Origin of the sequence: Caulobacter sp. Root655 (genome assembly GCF_001427665.1) — a bacterium.
Taxonomy (GTDB): Bacteria; Pseudomonadota; Alphaproteobacteria; order Caulobacterales; family Caulobacteraceae; genus Caulobacter.
In genome coordinates this window covers 451,954-476,241 of record NZ_LMHC01000021.1, presented here as the reverse complement: position 1 = coordinate 476,241, position 24,288 = coordinate 451,954, and the positions used below count along the sequence as shown (strand labels likewise).

Here is a 24,288-nt window from a genome sequence, read left to right as displayed (position 1 = left end):
CTGCAGATCTTCGGTTTCCCCCTGACCGGCGGCACCAATTCGTTCTTCGGTTTCGAGTCCTATTCCAACAGCCTGGCGATGGACTGGCTGCTGCCGTTCATCTTCTACGGCGCGACCGAGAGCGGCCAGTTGCTGGTGTTCAACGCGCTGTCGTCGATCGTCAACTACGGCGTCGGCCCCACCCGCGGCGACGACCTGTTGCGCAGCGCCATGGTGGTCGAGAACTACACGTTCGGCGGCCAGCAGAGCGCCCTGTTCGAGAACACGGGCGGCTGGGGCGCCCAGGAGCGCGGCGACCTCAACCTGATGTTCCGCATCGTCGGCGACAGCGGCCAGAAGGTGAACCTGTTCTTCGCCGTCTGGGGCATGCTGATCTCCCGGCTCGACGCCATCTACAACTTCGCCAAGCTGATCCAGTGGAAGACCCCGGACGACCCGCTGATCCTCGATCTGGACGGCGACGGCATCGAGACCACGTCCCCCGACCAGGGCGGGGTGCATTTCGACATGGACTCCGACCTGTTCGCCGAGCTGACCGGCTGGGTGAAATCGGATGACGGTCTTTTGGTCCTCGACCGCGATGGCAACGGCCGGATCGAGGATTCCAGCGAGCTGTTCGGCGGGCCTGGGCGGTCGGGATTCGCCGAGCTTCGGCTGCTCGACGACAATGGCGACGGCGTGATCAGCGCCGCCGATGTGATGTTCTCGCAACTGCGGGTCTGGCGCGACCTGGACCAGGACGGCGTCACCGACGCGGGCGAGCTGTTCTCGCTGGCCCAACTGGGCATCACCTCGCTCGGCGCGGTCGGCGGCGCCCTGAACGTCACCACTCCCTCGGGAAACACCCTGCGCGAGCATGCGGTGTTCACCCGCGCCGACGGCACCACCGGCAACATGTTCGAGGCGGTGTTCGGCAGCAATCCGCTCGATACGGTGTTCCGGGGCGATCGCGGCGAAGCGGCCTGGGCGGCCAGAGGGGCCAATGGCGAGGTGTTCGACAGCACTGGCCGCGGCAAGCTGGCCGATCTTTCGACCCACCTGTCGAACGACCTCAAGGTCAACGATATTGTTCAGTCCGTCGCCGCGGCGATGACCACGCCCGACCTCGCCGTGCTGCGCAAGCAGGTGGCGCCGGTGCTGGGCGCCTGGGCCTCCTCGCTGGAGACGACGCGTGAGCTGACGGCCGTCAAGGTGACCACCGGCCCGGGCGGAACCCAGGTGGTCGACCACGCGATCTATGTCGAGGACACGGGCGGCGGCTACTTCCGGCTCGCCAGCGGCGCGGCCGTGCTCGACGCCCAGGGTCAGGTGATCGCCCGCCCGGGGCTCGACGACGTGCTGGCCCAGGCGGCCGGGGCGGGCGGCGCCTGGCGCCTGGAACAGCAGTTCTCGCCCAGCGACCGCGACACGGCGGTCGCCCACCGCGAGGAAGCCCCCTATCTGGTGCAGATCATCGACGGCCGGCCGGTGGTGCTCGACCGCGGCGTACTGGTCACGGATCAGCAGGGTTCCTACTGGACCCTGGCCAGCGGCGCGGCGGTGGTCGGGGCCAACGGCCAGGCGATCGCCCGTCCGACCCTCGATCAAGTGCGCCTGCAGGCGGTCGCGGCCGGCTACGAATGGCGGGTAGAGCAGTTTGGCCACGACGAGTTCCAGGGGCTGCCCTTCGACCGGGTGGCGGTCTATCTCGTCGATGGCATCGTCCGGCAGTACGCGATCTACGTCGAGGACGAGCAGGGCGGCTTCCACGTCTGGTCCGAGAACGTCGACCGGGCCCTGGAGCTGCAGCACAAGGAAGGCCGGCCTTCGACCTTCTCGCTGCGCAACTACGCGATCAATTTCGACACCCTGCCCGAGGCCGGGGCCACCGACGACAGCTATTACCGCGTGGAGGTAATGACCGTCGACGAGTTCCGCTTCGCCTCCGAACTCTACGGCATCAGCTTCCGGCCCGAGATCCTCTACACGACGGTCAACGCCGAGACCGGCTTCCTGGAGTACCAGACCGGCGGTCTGGGCGTCGCGCCGCCGGTCGGCGCCAATGGCGAGTATGTCAGTCCGATCCTGCCGGCGATGTCGCTGTTCCAGGAACTGATGACCCAGTACATCGAGGTCAGCCGGCTGGTGGCGATCCGCCTGGCGATGCAGGGCGGTCTGGCGGAGTATTTCGCCGGCATCGAGTACGACGTCGAGGCCGACGCCTTCGTGCCGACGGCCGGGCGCGAACTGGCGCCGATGCTGGAGGCGATCTTCGCCCGGGCTCCCGACAGCCGCGACGCCACCATCGACTACCTCGACAAGTGGAACGACATCCTCGACCGGATCTATCCGGACTATCGTCCGGCGGGCGAGGAGGACCTGTCGAAGGAAGCCCTGTTCCAGATGATCGTCGCGGCCTACGAGAACGTGGGCCTGGAGCACGTCGATCTGGTCAAGGCCGCGTCGCTGCTGCGGATCGACGAGGCGCGGATCATCGTCGCGCCGATCGCCGCGACCCTGGTCGAGGGCACAAGCGCCAACGATCTCTTCTACATCTCCAGCGGCGACCAGACGATCCGGGGCGGGCTCGGCGGCGATACCTATGTCGTCGGCCGCGACTTCGGCCACGACACGATCGTCGACATCGAGGGGCCGTTCCAGCGGCGCAGCGCCGACACGCTGCGCTTCGCCCATGTGAAGTCGGACGAGGTCTATCTGACCAAGGACGGACTGGACCTGATCATCCAGGTGCTGGGCACGAACGACGTCCTGACCATCCGCAACCAGTTCGATGGTCGCAAGTTCGACCTGTTCGGCCGCGACATCTCGGACGACACCGAGATGGTGCAGATCGTGTTCGCCGACGGCGTGGTCTGGTCGGCGCTCGATATCGCCATCGCCACCAGCCATCCCCTGACCACCAACGACGTCGTCATGGGCACCAACACGATGGACGTGCTGGACGGCGGTCAGGGTAACGACATCCTGCGCGGCGGCCGCGACGGCGACATCTATATCTTCCGGCCGGGCTACGGCAGCGACATCGTCGAGGACCAGAACGACGACATCATGGGGCCGAACGGTCGCGCGATCGACGTCGTCGCATTTGGCGAAGGCATTACGCTCCAGAACATGCGCTTCGTGCGCAACGGCGATTCCGACGACTTCAAGATCATCTTCCTCGACGCCGCCGGCGCCACGACCGGCGACGAGCTGGAGGTCCGCGGCCAGTTCAACTCGACCAACACCGTGGTGTTCGGGGTGATCTGGATCGACCGCATCGAGCGCTTCGCTTTCGCCGACAACAGCTTCCTGACCGAAGCCGACGTGATGCGAAAGGTCGTCCTGGACGCCAAGACCATCGGCGAAGACGCGATCTTCGGTTTCCACTTCGAGGATCGCCTCGATGGCGGAGCCGGGGAGGATTACCTCGTTGGCCTGGACCTCGACGACACCTACGTCTTTGGCCGCGGCTACGGCGAGGACGTGATCGAGGACAATCTGCAGGACTTCCTGTCGTCCAGCTATGACACGCTACAGGTCCTCGACGGCCTGAGGCCCGGCGACTTCGACTTCATCCGCGACGGCGCGTCCCTGACCATCACCATGCGGGTCAGGGGAACCGACGACGCGCTAATCCTCAAGAACCAGTTCCAGCTGACCTCGACCGTCCTGTTCGGCGACTACTACTTCGACAATGTCGACGAGCTGCATTTCGGCGACGGGACGGTCTGGGACATGGACGCCTTCGGGCGCTACCTGCTGGCTCTGGCGCGCACCGACGGCGACGACGTCATCTACGGCTTCGACAAGCGCGACACCCTGGACGGCGGCTTGGGCGACGACCGGCTGGAAGGGGGTATCTACAGCGACACCTACATCTTCCAGCAAGGCTATGGCGACGACGTCGTCTATGACACCTCGCGCGATCCGCTGCTCTCGGCGGGCTACGACACCCTGGTCATGCGTGGCCTCGACTTCGACGACGTCACCATCAGCCGCTTCCAGGAAAATCTGATCTTCACGATCAAGGCGACGGGCGAGACCCTGACCCTGGAGCACCAGTACAATCGCTTCGACGACCAGATAAACGCCGTCGAACAGTTCATCTTCCAGGACCAGACCATCCTCTATACCGACCTCAATCCCGAGGACGTGCTGCTGGTCGGCACCAACGCCGGCGAGACCCTGTGGGGCACGCACTTCGCCGAGACCATCGACGGCCTGGGCGGCGACGACACCCTGATCGGCTCCAGCGACGGCGACACCTACCGGTTCGACGTCGGCTACGGCGCCGACGTGATCTTCGACCGCCTGGAATCGGCGCAGTGGAACGGCGACGACACCGTCGCCTTCGGCGCCGACATCAACATCGGCAATGTCGTCTTCAGCAAGGACGGCCTGGACCTGGTCGTTTCGATCACCGGCCGAACCGACACCCTGCGGATCAAGGAGCAGTTCGGTTCCAGCCGCATGGGGGTGGAGTGGTTCCGCTTCAGCGATGGCGTGCGCTGGAGCATTTCGGACGTCGAGGAACTGCTGGCCATCAGCGGCGGCAGCCGCGGCGACGACGTCATCACCGGCCTGAACGACCGCGACAACGTGCTGGACGGCCGGCAGGGCGACGACCAGCTCAATGGCGGGACCCATTCCGACACCTACGTCTTCGACGGCGGCTACGACATCGACACCATCACCGAGGCCCTGGACAGCGCTTCGGTCGTCGGCGCGATCGACAAGGTGGTGTTCGGCGAACTGATCACGCCCGACAACATCCTGGTCCGCCGCAACGGCAACGACCTGGTGATCTCCGTCATCGACGCCGGCGACCAATTGAGGATCGTCGAGGGCCTCAACAACCGGCAGGTCGAGCGCTTCCTGTTCGCCGACGGCACGGTCTGGACCGCCGGGGAAATCCGGGCGGCCTTGCTGCGGGCGACGGATGGCGACGACGTGCTGATCGGCTTCGACGACCGCGCCGACACGATCGACGGTGGGCTCGGCTCGGACCAGATGGAAGGCGGTCTCGGCGCCGACACCTATCATTTCGGCATCGGCTCGGGCGCGGACTCTATCCTGGACACCGGCGGGACCGACAAGATCGTCTTCGGACCGCGCATCACCGCCGAGCTTCTCGACTTCCACACCGACGGCGACAATCTGGTTATCCGGCTGCGCGGATTCGCGGACTCGCTGGTCATTCTCGACACGCTCGGGGCCAGCGACACGGCCCGCCGCATCGAGACCCTGGCCTTCGCCGACGGGTCGATCATGACCCTCGACACCATTCGTCAGCGTCTGATCGAGCAGCAGGTCTCGGCCAGCGACGACATCGTCGTCGGCTATGGCGACCGCAACGACATCCTGACCGGCGGCGCGGGCTATGACCGCCTGACTGGCCTGGGCGGCGACGACCTCTATGAGTTCAAGCAGGGCGACGGCTACGACATCATCGACGACCAGGGCTATTCCGGCGGCGACCGGCTGCGCTTCCTCGACGATCCCTCCACCCGAGCCGAGGTCCGGCGCCTGCATCCACAGCAGGCCGACATCATCATCTCGTTCCAGGGCAGCGGCGACCAGGTGCTGATCCGGGACGGCCTGACGGCCGGTTCGGCCTCGGCGATCGAGGAGATCACCTTCTCGGACGGCGTGACCTGGCGTACCGCCGACCTGCGGGCCCGGGTCCTGGCGTCGAGCGTCACGGCCGGCGACGACTTCATCGTCGGCTTCAGCGACGCGGAGACCCTGGAAGGCAAGGGCGGCGCCGACACCCTGGATGGGGCCGGTGGCAGCGACACCTATGTCTTCACGCGCCTCGACGGACGCGACGTCATCGACGAGAACGGCGCCTCGGCCAGCGAGGTCGACGTGCTGCGCATCCGCGGTTATCTGCCGGACGAGGTGCGCGTGGTGCGCCCGTTCTCCGATCGGCCCGACCTGCAACTGCTGTTCGTCGGCTCGGACGACTCCGTCCTGCTCAAGGACCAGGTGTCACCGACCGCCGGTCAGGGCGTCGAGCGGATCGAGTTCGCCGACGGCACGGTCTGGCTGCGGGCCGACCTGATCGCCCGGCTGACCCAGGGCGGCGGCGAGGCGGCCGACCTGATCGTCGGCTCCAGCGGCGTGGACATCCTCAATGGTCGTGGCGGCGATGACACGCTCAAGGGCGGCGGCGGCAACGACACCTATGTCTTCGAGCGCGGCGACGGCCACGACCTGATCGACGAGGAGGGCAACTGGTACTACGCCTCGACGATGGCCGACCGCCTGGACCTGGTCGGCTATCTGCCGTCGGAGGTTCGGCTGGCGCGCGACGGTGAGACGCTGATCGTCACCTTCACCGACAGCACCGACGAGGTTCGGCTGCTCACCGCCTTCCAGACCGATGGCTATGGCGTGGAACTGATCGGCTTCGCCGGCGGTGTGACCTGGAACCAGACGACCTTCCGCGCCCAGCTGATCGCCCAGAGCCAGACCGACGGCCGCGACCTGGTGCGCGGTTTCGACGGTTCGGAGACCCTGACGGGCGGGCTGGGCGATGACACCCTCAAGGGCGGCGGCGGCAACGACACCTATCGCTTCCACCGCGGCGACGGCGCCGACGTGATCGACGAGGAAGGCAACTGGTACTACGCCTCGACGATGGCCGACCGCCTGGAGATCACCGGCTATACGCCGGGTGAGGCCCAGCTCGACCGCGACGGCTCCACCCTGATCGTGCATTTCGCCGGCAGTTCGGACGAGATCCGGCTGATCAGCGCGTTGTCAGGCGATGGCTACGGCGTCGACCTGATCGCCTTCGCCGACGGCACGACGTGGAACCTGGCGAATTGGCGGACGATGCTGGTCGCCGAGGCCTCGACGGCCGGCCGCGACCTGATCGTCGGCTTCGAGCCGGCCGAGACCCTGACCGGCGGAACCGGCGACGATGTCCTCAAGGGCGGCGGTGGCAACGACGTCTATGTCTTCAACCGCGGCGACGGCGCCGACATCGTCGATGAGGAAGGTAACTGGTACTACGCCTCGACGATGGCCGACCGGCTCGACATCCGCGGCTATCTGCCCAGCGAGGCGCGGCTGTCGCGCGAGGGCAATCTGGTCGTCGTGCGTTTCGTTGGAACCGGGGACGAGATCCGCCTGATCGATACGCTGCGGGGCAGCGGATACGGTGTCGAGCTGATCAGTTTCGAGGATGGCACGACCTGGAACGTGGCGACGCTGCTGGCCATGTTGGAGCCCTCCGGCGGCGCGACGGCCGGCGACGACCGGCTGGTCGGTGACGGCAATCCCAACACCCTGGCCGGCGGTCTGGGCGACGACCACCTGCTCGGAGGCGGCGGCAGCGACGTCTACGTCTTCAATCGCGGCGACGGATGCGATCTGATCGACGAAGAGTCCAACTATTACAACCAGACCGACCGCCTCGAGATCCACGGCTACACGCCGTCCGAGGTGAGGCTGGAACGGATCGGCGACGACCTGATCATCCTGTTCGACGGCACGACCGACGAACTGAGACTGACCCGAACCCTCTTGGGGAACGGGAGCGGCGTCGAGCAGATCGCCTTCGACGACGGCACGGTGTGGACCTTGCCGACGATCCTCGCCTTGCTGCCGGTTCCGGCGGAACTGGATGGCCCCAACCTGATCGAGGGCGGATCCGGAGCCGACACCCTGGTCGGCGGCGGCGCGGCCGACGTCCTGCGCGGCCGCAACGGCAACGACACCTACGTCTTCACGCGCGGCGACGACGAAGACGTCGTCGACGAGGAGTACTACGGCTACTCGTCGCGGTCGGACGCCCTGGTCATCCATGGCTATCTGCCGTCCGAGGTGACCCTGACGCGCGACGGCGAAGCCGTGATCCTGCGCTTCGCCGGCACGACGGACGAGATCACGGTCACCCGAGGCGCGCTGGGCGACGAATACGGCTACGGCGTCGATCGCTACGTGTTCGACGACGGCACGATCTGGACCTCGGCCGACGTCCAGGCCCGCCTCATGGCCGAGGCGGCCAGCGACGGGGCCGACCTCATCGAGGGGCTCGACGGCGCCGACCGGCTGGAAGGTGGTCTCGGCAATGACGAGATCCATACCGGCTATGGCGCCGATACGATCGTGTTCGCCCGCGGCGACGGTCGCGACCTGGTCGATCCGGGCTACAGCTACGAAAGCGGCGGCGACACGCTTGAGATCGTCGATTACCTGCCGGCCGAAACGCGGCTGGCGCGCGACGGCGACACCCTGCGGATCCGGTTCGCGGGCACGACCGACGAAATCCGTGTCGTCGACGGGCTGTCAGACTATCGTGGCCTCGAACGGATCACGTTCGAGAACGGCGACATCTGGAGCGCCGCCGACATCCGCCAGCGCGTGCTGGAGGCTCAGCAGACCGTCGGGAACGACCTGATCCAGGGCTTCGCCCAGGACGACGTCCTGACCGGCGGGACCGGCGACGACATCCTGGAGGGCGGCGACGGGGCCGACACCTACGTGTTCGGGCGCGGTGACGGCCAGGACGTGCTGTTCGATTCCGGCGGCGGTGGCGGCGAGGAAGGGGCCAGCCTGCAACTGCTGAGCGTCCCAGGGCCGGCCGCCGGGTTCAACCAGGTCCTGATCGAGGACTACGCGCCGACCGAGGTCGTGCTGGTCCGCGACGAGGCCGACCTGGTCATCCGGTTCGTCGGCTCGACCGACGAGATTCGGGTCGCTGACCAAGCCTACAACGACAACTGGGAAATCGCCTTCGAGGACGGCACGATCTGGTCGGCCGCCGACATCGGGCTGAAGATCGAGGCCGACGCCCTGGCCCACGGCGACCTGGTGGTGACGGGAACCGAGGAGGCCGACACGCTGACCGGGGCCGGCGGCAACGACCGGCTTGAAGGCGGTGTGGGCGAGGACACCTACGTGTTCGCCCGGGGCGGCGGACGCGACGTCGTCGCCGACGCCGACTACATGGCCTGGGAAGAGGGCGCGGCCAGTTCCGACACCCTGAGGCTGCAGGACTATACCGCCGCCGAGCTGCTGTTCAGCCGTGTCGGCGACGATCTGATCATCCGCTTCACCACCAGCGACGACGCGGTGGTGATCCGGGGCGGTTTCTCCGGCGATCCTGAATACGCCATCGAGCGCATCGTCCTCGATGGCGAGGTCGAGCTGGCGGTCGCCGACATCCGCGCCGCCATAGTCAGCGCCCAGGCCACGCCGGGCGACGACCACGTCGTGGGCGCGTCCTACACGCCGCTGGTCCTGGCCGGTGGGGCCGGCGACGACATCCTGGTCGGACAATCGGGGTCGGACGATTTCGTGTTCGGACGCGGCGACGGCCAGGACAGCATCGTCACCGGGTACAACATCGACGGTGTGCTGCACCTTCACGGCTACCTGCCGTCGGAGGCGATCCTCGATCGGGCGGGCTCCGACCTCCTGATCCGGTTCGTCGGCACGAGCGACGTCGTCGTCCTGACCGACGCCTTCGCCCGCTACGACTCCGGTCCCGTCAGCGAAGTGCGGTTCGACGACGCCACGGTCTGGACGATGGAGCAGATCATCGCCGACACGCTCGCCAGTCAGGCCAGCGCGGGCGATGACACGATCTTCGGTCGCGACGACCACGCCGACACGCTCACGGGTGGGGCGGGCAATGACCTGCTGGTCGGCCGTGGCGGCGAGGACACCTACGTGTTCTCACGCGGCGATGGCATGGACCGGATCCGCGAGGACAACGCCAACGAGATCGACACCGTCCGCATCCAGGGCTTCGCCCCCTCCGAGGTGACGGTGGGGATCGTCGGCGAGGACCTCATCCTGCGCTTCCTGGGAACCCAGGACGTGCTGCGGGTGAACGATTACGTCTATTACGACGAGTGGAGCGAGACCGAGCGGAGCACCGGCGTCGAGAGCTTCGTCTTCGACGACGGCACGGTCTGGACCATCGCGGAGGTGCGCACGCGCGCCAACACGGGTCAGCCGACCCCGGGCGACGACACGCTGACCGGCCAGCCTGGCCGTTCGGACACGCTGTCGGGGTTGGGGGGCGACGACACCTACCTGTTCGCGGCCGGCGCCGGCCGTGACGTGATCTTCGACAAGGGCGGCGGCGAAGACCGTGTACGGATCATCGGCCATGAACCGGCCGACGTGACGCTGTCGCGCCAGGTGGACGACGTCGTGCTGCGCTTCGCCGGCTCGACCGACGTGCTGATCCTGCGCGGCTTCTTCGACGGTTCGGCGAGCAACGCCGTCGAGCGGGTCGAGTTCACCGACGGCACGGTATGGACCAAGGCCGGGATCTGGGACGCGGTCATGGCCGTCCAGGCCACGTCCGGCGACGACGAGATTTTCGGCACGGCGTACGGCGACACCTTTGCGGGCGGCCTGGGCGACGACACGCTGACGGGCGGCTACGGCGGCGACACCTATGTCTTCGCGCGGGGCGATGGCCGTGACGTCATCCGCGAGACCGGCTCCGACGTCGACGTATTGCGACTGGAGGGCTACACGCCGGCGGAGGTCATCGTCCTGCGCCGCGGCGAGGACGTGGTGCTCCGCTTCGCGGGCACGACCGACAGTGTCGTCCTTCGCGACCTGTTCGGCGGCTACGCCACCCTCGAACAGATCGCCTTCGACGACGGCACGGTCTGGACGGGCGCCCAGATCCGAGCCCTGGCGATCGCCCAGGCCGCGACGGCGGGCGATGACACCATCAACGGCTCGTCCGAGGGCGACGTTCTGGACGGCGGGGCGGGGGCCGACCTCCTGCAGGGCGGTTCGGGCGCCGACACCTACGTGGTTTCGCGCGGCAGTGGCCACGACATCGTCCGCGAGACCGGCTACGACAACAACGATCGCGTGCTGATCCACGACTTCACCCCGGCCGAGATGCGCGTCTCGCGGGTCGGACAGGACGTCGTGCTGCGGTTCGGCGACGCTTCGGACTCGCTGACCGTCCGCGGGTTCTTCGACTCCGAGAGCTACGCGATCGAGGGCCTGGTCTTCGACGACGGCACGGTCTGGACGCTGGCGCAGCTGCGCGACGCGGCGCAGGCCTCGCAGATGACGGCCGGCGACGACTTCGTCCTGGGGACCAGCGCCGCCGACGTGCTGGGCGGTGGAGCCGGCGACGACACCCTGTCGGGCGGCTCGGGCGCCGACACCTATGTGTTCGCGCGGGGCGACGGACGCGACATCGTCAACGACAACGGCTCCGGGGCGGATCGCATCCTCATCGAGGACTTCGCTCCGGGCGAGGTCCTGCTGTCGCGGCTCGGCAATGATCTGGTCCTGCGGTTCCAGGCCAGCAACGACGTGTTGACGGCGCGCAATTTCTTCACCAGCGCGGGCCTGATCGAGCAGATCGTCTTCGACGACGGCACGGTCTGGACCGAGGCCCAGGTTCGCGCCCGGGTGATCGAGAACGCCTTCACGGCCGACGACGACATCATCAACGGCACCACCGCCGCCGACTTGCTGACCGGGGGGCTGGGCGACGACCGCCTCAGCGGCGGCTCGGGCGACGACACCTACGTCTTCGCCAGCGGCGATGGTCGCGACATCATCGACGACAACGGCAATGGCGGGGCCGACGTTCTGGAGATCCGTGGCTACACGGTCGACCAGGCCACGTTCCGCCGCCTGGACTCCACCTCGACGGACCTGGTGATCACCTTCGCCGGAACGACGGACACCATCACCATCATCAACGGCCTGGCCGGCGGGGCGGCCGACACCATCGAGACGATCCGCTTCGCCGACGGCGGCGTCGCCCTGACCACCGCTGGCGTCAGCGCCAGGCTGGTGACCGGCAATGTCACCGACGAAGCCGACCACATCCTGGGCACGGGCGGAATCGACAGCCTGACAGGCGGACACGGGGCTGACGTCATCGACGGGGCCGGCGGCGACGACAGCTATCTCTACACGCGAGGCGATGGCGACGATCGCATTCTCGACACCGGATCGAGCGCGGGCGACCGACTGGTCATCGCGGGCTACGCGCCGGGCGACATCCTGTCGATCAAGCGCAGCCCGCCGGACGGTATCGACCTGATTCTGACCTTCAGCGGCGTGGGCGACCGGCTGCTGCTGGCCAACACGTTGTCGACCGACGCCGCGGGCGTGGAGACCGTCGAGTTCGCGGACGGCACGGTCTGGACGATCGCCGCTCTGCGCCAGCAGGTCCTGCTGGGGGCCGGAACAGCGAACGACGAGCACATCTGGGGCTTCGAGGGCGCCGACACCCTGAACGGGTTGGGCGGTCGCGACTGGCTGTCGGGCGGGGCCGGCTCGGACACCTATGTCTTCGCCCGCGGGGCGGGGGTGGACACCATTGAGGACAAGGGCGACGCCGGCGGGATCGACGTCGTCCAGATCAGCGGCTACGCCTCGACGGAAGCCAGCGTCAGCCGCTTCTACAAGGGCGATGACGACATCCTGATCTCGTTCGCCGGCGGGCCCGACGACGGGCTGATCATCCTCGACACGCTGTCGGGCTCGACGCTGGGCGTCGAGGAGATCGTGTTCGCAGACGGCGTGCGCTGGACGATGCAGGACGTGCTCAACCTGCTCGACAACGCCGTTCCAGTGGCCGGCGACGATGGCCTCTACAGCGTCGTGCAGGGCCGAACCTCGGTGATCTCGGCTTTGTCGCTGTTGCGCAACGACCATGACGGCGATCGCGACACCCTGCGGATCGTCGCCCTCTCGAACGTCCATGACGGGACCGCCACGCTGGACGCTTCCGGCAACGTGGTGTTCACCGCCGACTCCACCTTCAACGGCCTGACCACCTTCGACTACACGATCTCCGACGGCCACAACGGCTTGGCCACCGCGACCGTTCAGGTCAGGGTGCGGCCGCCGGCCTCGGCGACGGACGACTCCGGCGTGGTGGTGGCCGAGGACGGCTTCATCACCATTCGCGTCGACCAGCTGCTGTCGAACGATTTCGACGGCGACCTGATGGTGATTTCGCAGGTTCTCGACGCCACGCACGGCGGCGTGTCGCTGTCCAGCAACGGCGAGATCACCTTCACGCCCTACGCCAACTATGTCGGTCCGGCCTCGTTCCGCTATGTCGCCAACACGCCGGAAGGCGGGCGCGCCGAGGCGACGGTCTCGATCAACGTCACGGCGGTCAACGACGATCCCGTGGCGCGGGGCGACAGCGGCTTCGTGGTCGCGGAAGGCGGCGTGATCACCGTCGCCGTCGCCGACCTGATCCGCAACGACAGCGACGTCGATGGCGATCGTGTCTCGATCGTCTCGGTCGGGGCCAGCCCGAACATGACCGTGGCGCTCGACAACCAGACCGGCCTGATCACCTTGACGCCGACGCCCTACTATTTCGGCCCGGCCTCGTTCACCTACACCCTGTCGGACGGCCACGGCGGAACCAGCACCGCGACGGTGGCGATCCAGGTCACGCCGGTCAACGACGCGCCCGAGCCGAAGGTCGACACCCTCACCCTCGACGAGGACACGCCCTATTTCTTCGCGACCAGCCTGCTGCTGGCCAACGACCTGGAGCATGACGGCGAGCCGCTGATCATCACCCGGGTGTTCGGCGCGGTCGGCGTGCGGCCGACCCTGCTTGAGAACGGCACGATCTATCTCGTTCCGAACGGCAATTTCTATGGCCTCGGAGGGTTCAACTACGAGGTCACTGACGGCCAGGGCGGCTTCACCTCGACCCACGTCGACGTCCAGGTAAATCCGGTCAACGACAATCCGATCGCGCGCGACGAGGCCTATACCGACAACGGCGTCGATTTTCTGCGCGCCACCGAGGACACGCCTTTCCTGATCGACTTCGCGCGGCTGGTCTCCAATGACCGCGATATCGACAGTCCGTCCTTGACCCTGTCGTCGGTGTCCTTCGCCACCAACGGTACGGTGTCGATCACGGCCGAAGGCCAGATCCTGTTCACGCCGGACGCCAATTACTGGGGCGAGGCGTCGTTCCGCTATGTGGTTTCCGACGGCGCCGGCGCTGTCGACGATGCGCTGGTCAAGCTCTACATCGACCCGGTCGGCGACGCGCCGCCGGTGGCCGGGCTCGACGAGCTGACGGCCTATGAGGACGTCGAGCTCGAAATTCCGGTCTCCGTACTGCTGGCCAACGACACCGATATCGACCGCGACGTTCTGCGCATCCTGTCGGTCTCGGTCGATCCATTCTTCGGCACCGCCAGTCTGGGGGCCGATGGCGTCGTGCGCTTCCGCGGCCGGGCCAACGCCCACGGCCCGATGGAATTCCGCTACGTCGTCACCGACGACGCGGACGGCACGGACCAGGGCGTGGTCCGCGTCACCGTGCTGTCGGTCAACGACGCGCCGACGGCCGCGCCGGACGCCGGCGCCACGAGCCGTGACGCGCCGCTGGTGGTGCGGATCTCGGACCTGCTGGCCAATGACAGCGACGTGGACCTCGATCCGGAGGACTATGCCGCCTTGCTGTCCTTCGTCTCGGCCCAGGCGCCCACCGCCGGCGTCCTGTCGATCTACGAGAACGAGTTCGTCGTCGTCGAGACGCCGCTCGGCTATTCGGGACCACTGTCCTTCACCTACACGATGCGCGACGAACTGAACGTCACGGATGACGGCACGGTCTTCGCGACCGTCTCGCCCGACCACGCCGAGACCCTGTACGGAACGGCGCGGCGCGATCTGCTGATCGGCACGGCCTCGGGCGAGCGGTTCGAGGCCGGCCAGGGCGACGACGACATCTTCGCCCGGGGCGGTGACGACTACATCGCCAGCAATGACGGGGCCGACAAGATCGATGGCGGCGAGGGCTACGACACAGTCGCCTTCAACACCTCGAACATCGGCGTGCGGGTCGACCTGCAGAGCCGGGTCGGGCAGGGCGGTTTCGCCCAGGGCGACATCTACACCAGCATCGAGGCGGTCGAGGGTTCGGACTTCGCCGACCAGTTGCTCGGCACGGCCGGCGACAACCGGCTGGTCGGCGGGGGCGGTGGCGACCTGCTGGTCGGTCGTGATGGAGTCGACACCTTGATCGGCGGCGACGGCGACGACACGCTGGAGGGGGGCGTGGGCGCCGACGTCCTGACGGGAGGCGACGGCGAGGACACGGCCGACTACGCCGCCTCGACGGTGGCGGTGGCCGTCTCGCTGGCGTCGGGAACGGCGACGGGCGGCGCGGCCGCCGGCGATGTGCTGACCGGGATCGAGAACCTGATCGGCACCATCGAGGCCGACATCCTCGAAGGCGATCAGGCGGACAACCGCCTGAGCGGCGGGCGCGGCGACGACGTGCTGCGCGGCCTGGGCGGTGACGACGTGCTGGTCGGCGGCCGGGGGGGCGACGTGCTCGAGGGCGGGGCCGGCGTCGATATCGCCGACTATACGGGTTCGGTCGAGGCGGTGGTCATCGACATGTCGGGTCTGACGGCCGGCGGCGGCGACGCCCAGGGCGACAGCTTCGTCGGCATCGAGATCATCTACGGCTCCTATCACGACGACACGATCACCGGCGACGACGGCGACAACGTCATCCGGGGCGGGGCCGGGGCGGATGCGATCGCCGGCGGCGGCGGCCGCGACACCGCCGACTACGCCAACGCGGCCCAGGCCGTCGCGGTCGATCTGGCCACCGGGCTCGGCACGGGCGGCGACGCGGCCGGCGACAGCCTGACGGGCATCGAGGCGCTGATCGGCTCCAACTACAACGACAGCCTGCGCGGCGACGCCGGGGCCAACGACTTCGAAGGCGGGTTCGGCCAGGATCTGCTGGCCGGGGCGGCCGGCTCGGACACCTATCGTTTCGGGTTCGACTCCTTCGACGACACCATTGTCGAGGTCGGCGACCTGACCGGTATCGATCGGGTGGTCTTCGACGCCGATGTTCGGGTGGCCGATGTCAGCGTGGTGCGTCTGGGCGATGACCTCTTGCTCGAGATCGAGCACGACGACGGCTTCCTGATCGACACCGTGACGGTCAAGGACCACTTCCTGGGCGGCGAGACGGGCCTCGAACAGGTCGTGTTCGCCGACGGCATGGTCTGGGACCGCGACGATCTCGACTATCTCTACCGCAACGACCGCTTCAACGCCGTCGATGACCTGGTGCGCTGGGCCGACGAGGATACGCCCTACGCGATCGCCGCCAACCTGCTGACCCGTAACGACACCACCACCGAGGATCCGGGCCTGACCATCCTGTCGGTGCGCAACGGCGTCAACGGCACGGCGGTTCTCCAGGCCGACGGCTCGGTGGTGTTCACCGGCGCCCAGGATTTCCACGGCAGCGCCTTCTTCGATTACACGGTGACCGACGGCCGCGGCCGAGAATCGACGGCGACCGCGGAGGTCATCATCCGTCCGGTCAACGACGCGCCCACGGCGGCGGACGACGGAGTGTTTACCGGTTACGAGGACACGCCGTTCCTGATCCCGTTCAGCGCGATCTTCGGCAATGACGGCGATGTTGATGGCGATTCCCTGACGATCATCGACCTCAAGCCGATGATCGACGCCCAGGGCCACGACCTCTATCCCGACCTGTTCATGATGGGCAGCAACGGCAGGGCCACCGTCACGGCCAACGGTGTGCTGTTCGCGCCCAATGCCGACCACTATGGCTTCGCCGGCTTCCGCTACACGGTCAGCGACGGTCACGGCCGGACAGCCACGGCCCAGGTCGAGCTGCAGATCATCGGCGTCAATGACGCGCCGCGCCCGGGTGAAGACAAGCTGACCACCCGGATGGGCGAGCCGGTCATGGTGTCGGTGGCCCAACTGATCGGCAACGACATTGATCCGGAGGGCGACGCGATCCTGTTCGTGGACGTCGGTCCCGGAACCCACGGCGCGGCGGCGGTCGAAACCGTGACGGTCAACGGCGTGCCGACCCGCATGGTGGTGTTCACCCCGGCCGCCGACTTCCTGGGCGAGGCGACCTTCACCTACACGGTCACCGACGATCGCGGGGCCTCGGCCACGGGCTCGGCCAAGGTCACCGTCATCCCACTCAACGATCCGCCCAACGCGGTCGACGACAATGGCTTCGAGACGATCGAGGACCAGGTCCTGATCATCGACCCGGCGTCGCTGCTGCTCAATGACACCGACCCCAACGGCGATCCCCTGGTGATCGACCGCCTGGACCTCTATCCGGAGAACGGCGAGGTCCGCTGGACGGCGGACGGCAAGATCGCCTTCGACCCGCGCGCCGACTACAACGGCGAGGCGTCCTTCGACTACTGGATCTCGGACGGCCGGGGCGGTTACGACCGCGCCACAGTGCGATTGTTCATCAATCCCGCCAATGACAGCCCGGTGGTGGTCGACGATGTGATCGACGGGCTCGAGGACCTGCCGCTGTTCCTATCGGCGTTCGAGGCCTTCGCCAATGACGGCGATCCCGAAGGCGACGTGATCTACTTCGACTCCTTCGAGCTGATGGGGGTGCTGGAGAACGACTTCTCGGCGCGCACGGTGCTGAGCCGCGATCTCGGGATCGCCGACTTCACCCCGCCTGCGGCCGGCGGGGCGGTGGTCACCCTGGCGAACGGCGAGGCCCTGCCTGAATGGCTGAGCTTCGACGCGGCGACCTGGACCCTGACCGGCACGCCGCCGGCCGGCGTCGACGGCAACCTGTTCCTGCTGCTGACCGCCACCCGCGCCGATGTCGCGACGGGCGCCGTGCTGACGGTGGTCCGCGACGTCGCCCTGACCATCCCCGCCCCGCCGGAGGGCGCGCCGCCCGCTGCGCTGAGCCTGGTCCTCGATCCGAACGATCTGGCGACGACCCCGGCCGCCACGGTCACGGCGACCCTGGCCAATGGCGACATCCTGCCGCCCTGGCTGCATTTCTACGCCGAGACCTGGACCCTCGAAGGCCTGCCGCCGCCCTACTATGTGGGCCGCCTCGACATCGTCGTCACCGCGACCGAGCCGAACGCGGGCGGCGTGGCGACCTATGAATTCGAGATGGTCGTCGACCGGCTGATCGAGCTGGCCGGCGGCGACCTCGACACCGACTACGCGGCCCGGCCGCCGGTCAGCCTGATGGTCGCCGCGGCGGTCCTGGGCGCCGGTCCCGGAGCCGTCGTCGTCGCCACCCTGGCGGACGGTTCGGCCCTGCCGACCTGGCTGGCCTTCGACGCCGCGACCCTGACCTTCAGCGGCGACGCTCCCGACCACTATGTCGGCGAGTTGGAACTCAAGCTGGTCGCCAGCTGGACCGACGCCGACACCGGCCTGCCGGCCCAGAGCACGGCGATCGTCGAACTGCCGGTCGATCCGCCGATCACCTTCGGCGGCGGCGCGGTCCTGGTGCGCAACGGCGACGACATCGAGATCCGGACGCCCGAGGACTTTTTCGGCTCGCTGGCCATTCGCTACAAGGCGCACGACATCAAGGGCGCGGTCAGCGACGACTGGGCGGTGGCGGTCGTCAATGTGCTGCCGCAGCGCGAAGCTCCCGACGCCGGCCAGGACAGCTTCAGCGTCAACGAGGACGCGACGCTTAGCCTGCGCCTGGACGCGCTGCTGGCCAACGACCAGGACGAAGAAGGCGATCCGATCAGCTTCGTGTCGATGACCCAGCCCCAGCATGGCCGGGTCGATCTGGTCGCCGAGCCGTTCGCTTTCGACCTGCCGGAAAGCGCCCATGCCGGCCTGGCCGGCGCGAACATCACCTATGCCGCCACCCTGGCGAACGGCGGCGCTCTGCCCGACTGGCTGACCATCGATCCGGCGACGGGCGCGCTCGGCGGCCTGCCGCCCTTGAACTTCCCGGGCCAACTGACGGTGCGGGTGACGGCCAATGACGGCGTCGCCACCGTGGTCAGCGACCACCTGCTGATCGCCCTGGTCGCCGATCACTACCGCCTGGTCTATACGCCCGACCCGCAATATTCCGGGCGCGACAGCTTCAGCTACACGATCAGCGATGGGCGCGACGGCACGGACACCACGACGGTCGATCTCAACGTCCTGCCGGTCAATGATCCGCCCGTCGCCCAGACCGACACCTTCACGACGCTGGAAGACACCGCCCTGGCCTTCACCGTCGTCGACCTGCTCGGCAACGACAGCGACGTCGACGGCGACCCGATCCGCCTGGTGTCGCTGGGCCAGCCGGCCCATGGGACGATCACCCGCGACGGCGACCAGATCCTTTACACGCCGAACCTCAATTTCGACGGGGTCGACACCGTCACCTACACGGTGACCGACGACGCCGACGGGACGACGGTCGGCACGATCCGCATCACCGTGACGCCGGACAACGACGCGCCGGTCACGGGGATCGACACCTTCTCCGGCTTCGAGGACCAGCCGGTGATCGTCACGACAGCCCAATTGCTGGCCAATGACGGCGATCCGGACGGCGACGCTATCAGCTTTGTCGGCATCCAGCAGGTCGTGCCGCATGGCCGCGCCTTCCTCCTGCCCGACGGCCGGATCTCGTTCACCCCGGACGGCGACTATGTCGGCGAGGTCCGCTTCGCCTATCAGATCACCGACGGGCGGATTGTCTCGCCCAGCGATGCGGCGCTGTCAGGACCCCAGGCCGCCCAGTACCGCAACGTCGTCATCACCTTCGCGGCGGTTAACGACGCCCCGGTGGCCCGCGCCGACGGCGGCTTCGAGACCTTGGAAGACACCGTGATCGACATCGCGGTCGCCGATCTGCTGGCCAATGACAGCGACATCGACGGCGACGCGATCAGCGTCGTGGCGGTCGGCGATCCGGTCAACGGCACGGTGACGCTCGAGAACGGGATCGTCCGGTTCACGCCGCGCGCCGACTATTTCGGCAACGGCGGCTTCGTCTACACCCTGCGCGACGCGGCGGGGGCCGAGACCACCGCCTTCGTCTCGGTCGACGTGACGCCGGCCAACGACCTGCCGATCGCGGTGATCGACGACGGTTTCGCGATGCTCGAGGACGGCGTGCTGCTGATTGATCCGGCGACGCTTCTGGCCAACGACCTCGATCTCGACGGCGACACGATCGTGTTTACCGGCGTTTCGGGCTTTGGAGCCGAACTGACACCGGAAGGCATGATCCGCTTCACGGCCGGCGCCGACTATTTCGGTCAGGCCAGCTTCCACTACACCCTCTCGGACGGTCGGGGCCCCGACGTGCGTGGCACGGTCATCGTGGAGGTGCAGGGCGTCGAGGACGCGCCGCGCCCGACCGCCGACCAGCTCGACGGTACGGAAGACCAGGTCCTGATCATCCCGATCCTGACCCTGCTCGGCAACGACAGGGACCCCGACGGCCAAAGCCTGCAACTGACCGGTGTTTCGGCCATTGTCGGCGGAACGGTGGCGCTGGATGGCGTGGGCAACGTGATCTTCACGCCCGACGCCGACTTCAACGGCGTCGCACGCTTCGCCTACGACGTCGTTGACATCACCGGCCGGTCGGCCAGCACGACCGTTCGCCTCGACATCGCGGAGGTCAATGACGCCCCGCGCGTCGCCGCGCCCCTGGCGCCGCACGTCTCGGCGGAAGACATGGCGGTCAGCTTCCCGGTGCCGCTCGGAACCTTCGTCGATGTCGAGGGCGACGCCCTGACCTACGCCGCGTCGATGGCGGACGGCGCGCCGCTGCCGACCTGGCTGTCCTACGACGCCGCCAACCGACGTTTCGTCGGCACGCCCCCCGCCGACTTCAACGGCACGATCGGCCTGCGCCTGACCGCGTCGGACGGCGCCCTGGCGACCAACCACCTGTTCGACCTGATCATCGCCCCGGTCAACGACGCCCCCGATGCGATGGCGGCGATCGGGTCGCAACAGGCGATCGAGAACCAGCCGCTGGTCTTCACCGTGCCCAACGCGGCCTTCTTCGACCGCGATGGCGACGGGCTGACCTTCTCGGCGACGCTCCAGAACGGTGATCCGTTGCCGGCCTGGCTGGTCTTCGACGGCGCGACCGGGACCTTCTCCGGTACGCCGCCCTATGCGGCGGCCGGCGATCTCGACATCGTCGTCACCGCCACGGACGGTCAGGCCACGGCCCAGTCCGGTTTCCGGTTGGCCATCGCCGACGTCGACGAGACGCCGGTCGTCGCTCATCCGCTGACAGCCCAGTCCGGGGTCGAGGACACGGCGTGGAATTTCGTCGTCCCCGGCGACACCTTCGCCGCGCTCGACGGTGACCCGTTGACCCTGTCGGCGCGACTGGCCGATGGCGCGCCACTGCCGGCCTGGCTGGCCTTCGATCCGGCCACCATGGCCTTCGCCGGCACGCCGCCCGCCGACTTCCATGGCGCGCTCGACCTCACCGTCGTGGCGTCGGACGGCCGGTTCGTCGCCGAAAGCATGTTCCAGCTGACCATCGCGGCGGTCAACGACGCGCCGCGCGTGGCCTCGCCGATCGCCGGTCAGGCCTCGAACGAGGACCAGGCCTGGAGCTTTGTGCTGCCGGCCGGGACCTTCGTCGATATCGAAGGCGATTCGTTGTCGCTGTCGGCCAGCCTGGCCGATGGCGGGGCGTTGCCGGCCTGGCTGGTCTTCGACGCCGGCGCCCGGCGCTTCTCGGGCCAGCCTCCCCAGGATTTCGAAGGGGTCATCGACATGCGGGTGACGGCCTCCGACGGCGTGCTGGTCACGCCGGCCACGTTCCGGCTGTCGATCCTGCCGGTCAACGACACGCCGGTGGCGGTCGACGACGGGGGCTTCACGGTGACTTCCGGCGCGGTCCTGACCCTGCCGGCCGGCGCGCTGCTGGCCAATGACAGCGACGTGGACGCTTCGGCCCTGCTGACCATCACCGCCGTGAGCGGCGCCCAGCGGGGGACGGTCGCCCTGTCCGGCGGCGCGGTGGTGTTCACCCCGCAGGCCGGCTACGCGGGGCCGGCCGCGTTCAGCTACACCGTTTCCGACGGGGTCGGCGGAACGGCGACGGCCAATGTCAGCGTGACGGTGCTGCCGGTGATCGTCACCGGCACGTCGGCGGCCGACAGCCTGACCGGCACGGCCAATGCCGACCTGATCGACGGCGCGGCGGGCGACGACACCCTCACCGGCCTGGCCGGCAACGACCAGTTGATTGGTGGCCTGGGCGCCGACCGAATGGTCGGCGGTCTGGGCGACGACATCTATGTCGTCGACGACGCCGGCGACACGATCGTCGAGAGCAGCAATCAGGGCACGGACGCGGTGCTGTCCTCGGTCAGCCACGGCCTGGCGGCCAATGTCGAGCGCCTGACCCTGACCGGCGGGCTGGACATCGACGGCACGGGCAACACCCTGGCCAACCTCCTGATCGGCAACGCCGGCGACAACGTGCTCGACGGCCTGGGCGGCGCCGACACCCTGGTCGGCGGCCTGGGCGACGACACCTATGTCCTCGACGCCACCGGCGACGTGGTGACCGAACAGGCCGGAGAGGGGACCGACACCGTCCGCACGGGTCTCAACAACTATCTGCTGGGCGCCAATCTGGAGAACCTGGTGCTGACCGGGGTCGCCAATCTGACCGCCTTCGGAAACGCGACCGACAACGCCATCACCGGCAATGCCGGCGCCAACCGGCTGGATGGCGGCCTGGGTCGCGATCGCCTGGCGGGTGGAGCCGGCAACGACACCTATGTCGTCGATGACCTGGAAGACGTCGTCATCGAACTGGAGAACGAAGGGGTCGATCTGGTCCAGGCTTCGGTCAGCTACGCGCTGGCCGACCATGTCGAACAACTGACCCTGACGGGCTCGGCGGCTATCGACGGAACCGGCAACGCCTTGGCCAACGCCATCATCGGCAACCTGGCCGCCAATATCCTGGACGGCGGGGCCGGGGCCGACACCCTGACCGGCGGACTGGGCGACGACACCTATGTCGTCGACGACGTGGGCGACCGCGTGGTTGAAAGCTCGTCCAGCGGCGGCTTCGACGTCATTCGCGCCTCAGTCAGCTTCACCATGGCGACCAATGCCGAGCGTCTGATCCTCACCGGCTCGGCGGCGATCAACGCCGTGGGCAACAGCGCCGCCAACGAGATCCTCGGCAATGACGGCGACAACCGCATCGATGGCGGGGCCGGCGCGGACTTCATGACCGGCGGGCTGGGCGACGACATCTACGTGGTCGACAACGACGGCGATGTCGTCACCGAGGCGGCGGATGGCGGGTTCGACACCGTCAGCGGGGCCCGCACCATCGTCCTGGTGCAGAACATCGAGGCGCTGGTCCTGACCGGGACCGGCGGCTATGCCGGGACCGGCAACGGCCTCGACAACGTCCTGACCGGCAACGCCGGCGCCAACACCCTGGACGGCGGGGCCGGGGCCGACACCCTGGCCGGCGGGCTGGGCAACGACACCTATGTGATCGACCAGGTCGGCGACCTGGTGGTCGAGGCGCTCAACGAGGGTGTCGATCTGGTTCGCAGCGCCGTCAGCTACACGCTGGGGGCCAATGTCGAGCGGCTGACCCTGACCGGGGCGGCGGCCATCGACGGCACGGGCAACGAACTGGCCAACCTGATCACCGGCAACGCGGCGGGCAACCGGCTCGACGGCGGGGCCGGCGCCGACACGATGACCGGCGGGCTCGGCGACGACCTCTATATCGTCGACGACGGGGCCGACATCGTCACCGAGGCGGCCAACGGCGGCGCGGACACGGTGCTGTCCAGCGCCACCTACACGCTGGCCAGCAATGTCGAGCGGCTGACCCTGGTCGGGGTCGGGATCATCAACGCCACCGGCAATACCGGCGCCAACCTCCTGACCGGCAACGCCGCCGACAACATCCTGGACGGCAAGAGCGGGGCCGACACCCTGGTCGGCGGCCTGGGCAACGACACCTATGTGATCGACCAGGTCGGCGACGTCGCGATCGAGGCGGCGGGCGAAGGCGTCGACACCGTCCGTTCCAGCGCTGCGCACGCGCTGGCAGAGAACATCGAGAACCTGTCGCTGACCGGCTCGAGCAACATCAACGGCACGGGCAACCTGCTCGACAACAGCCTGGTCGGTAACGCCGGCGCCAACCGGCTGGTCGGGGCGGAGGGCATGGACATCCTGGACGGCGTGGGCGGCAACGATATCCTGACCGGCGGGGCCGACGCGGACGTCTTCGTGTTCCGCGCCGGATATGGCCGCGACACCATCACCGACCTCATGCTGGGCGGGCCGGGCGCAGACCTGATCCAGTTCTCGCTGGGAGAAGCCTTCGACAGTTTCGACGAGGTGATGGCGGTGGCCAGCCAGGTGGGGGCGAGCACGGTGTTCACCATCGACGCGGCGACCGTGCTGACGCTCCAGAACACCCAGATGTCCGCGCTCGTCGCCAGCGACTTCCTGTTCGCGGCCTGA

1 protein-coding gene (only partly in view) is annotated in these 24,288 nt (G+C 68.0%); it reads left to right on the top strand.

From position 1 onward, the window contains the following. A protein-coding gene (locus ASD79_RS25435) for a tandem-95 repeat protein (RefSeq protein WP_156400496.1) crosses the window boundary here: on the top strand, nucleotides 1–24,288 show its 3' portion. Its footprint begins 2,838 nt before the window's first position; only the last 24,288 of its 27,126 coding nucleotides appear in the window; the start codon falls outside the window, past its left edge; it ends in the stop codon at nucleotides 24,286–24,288.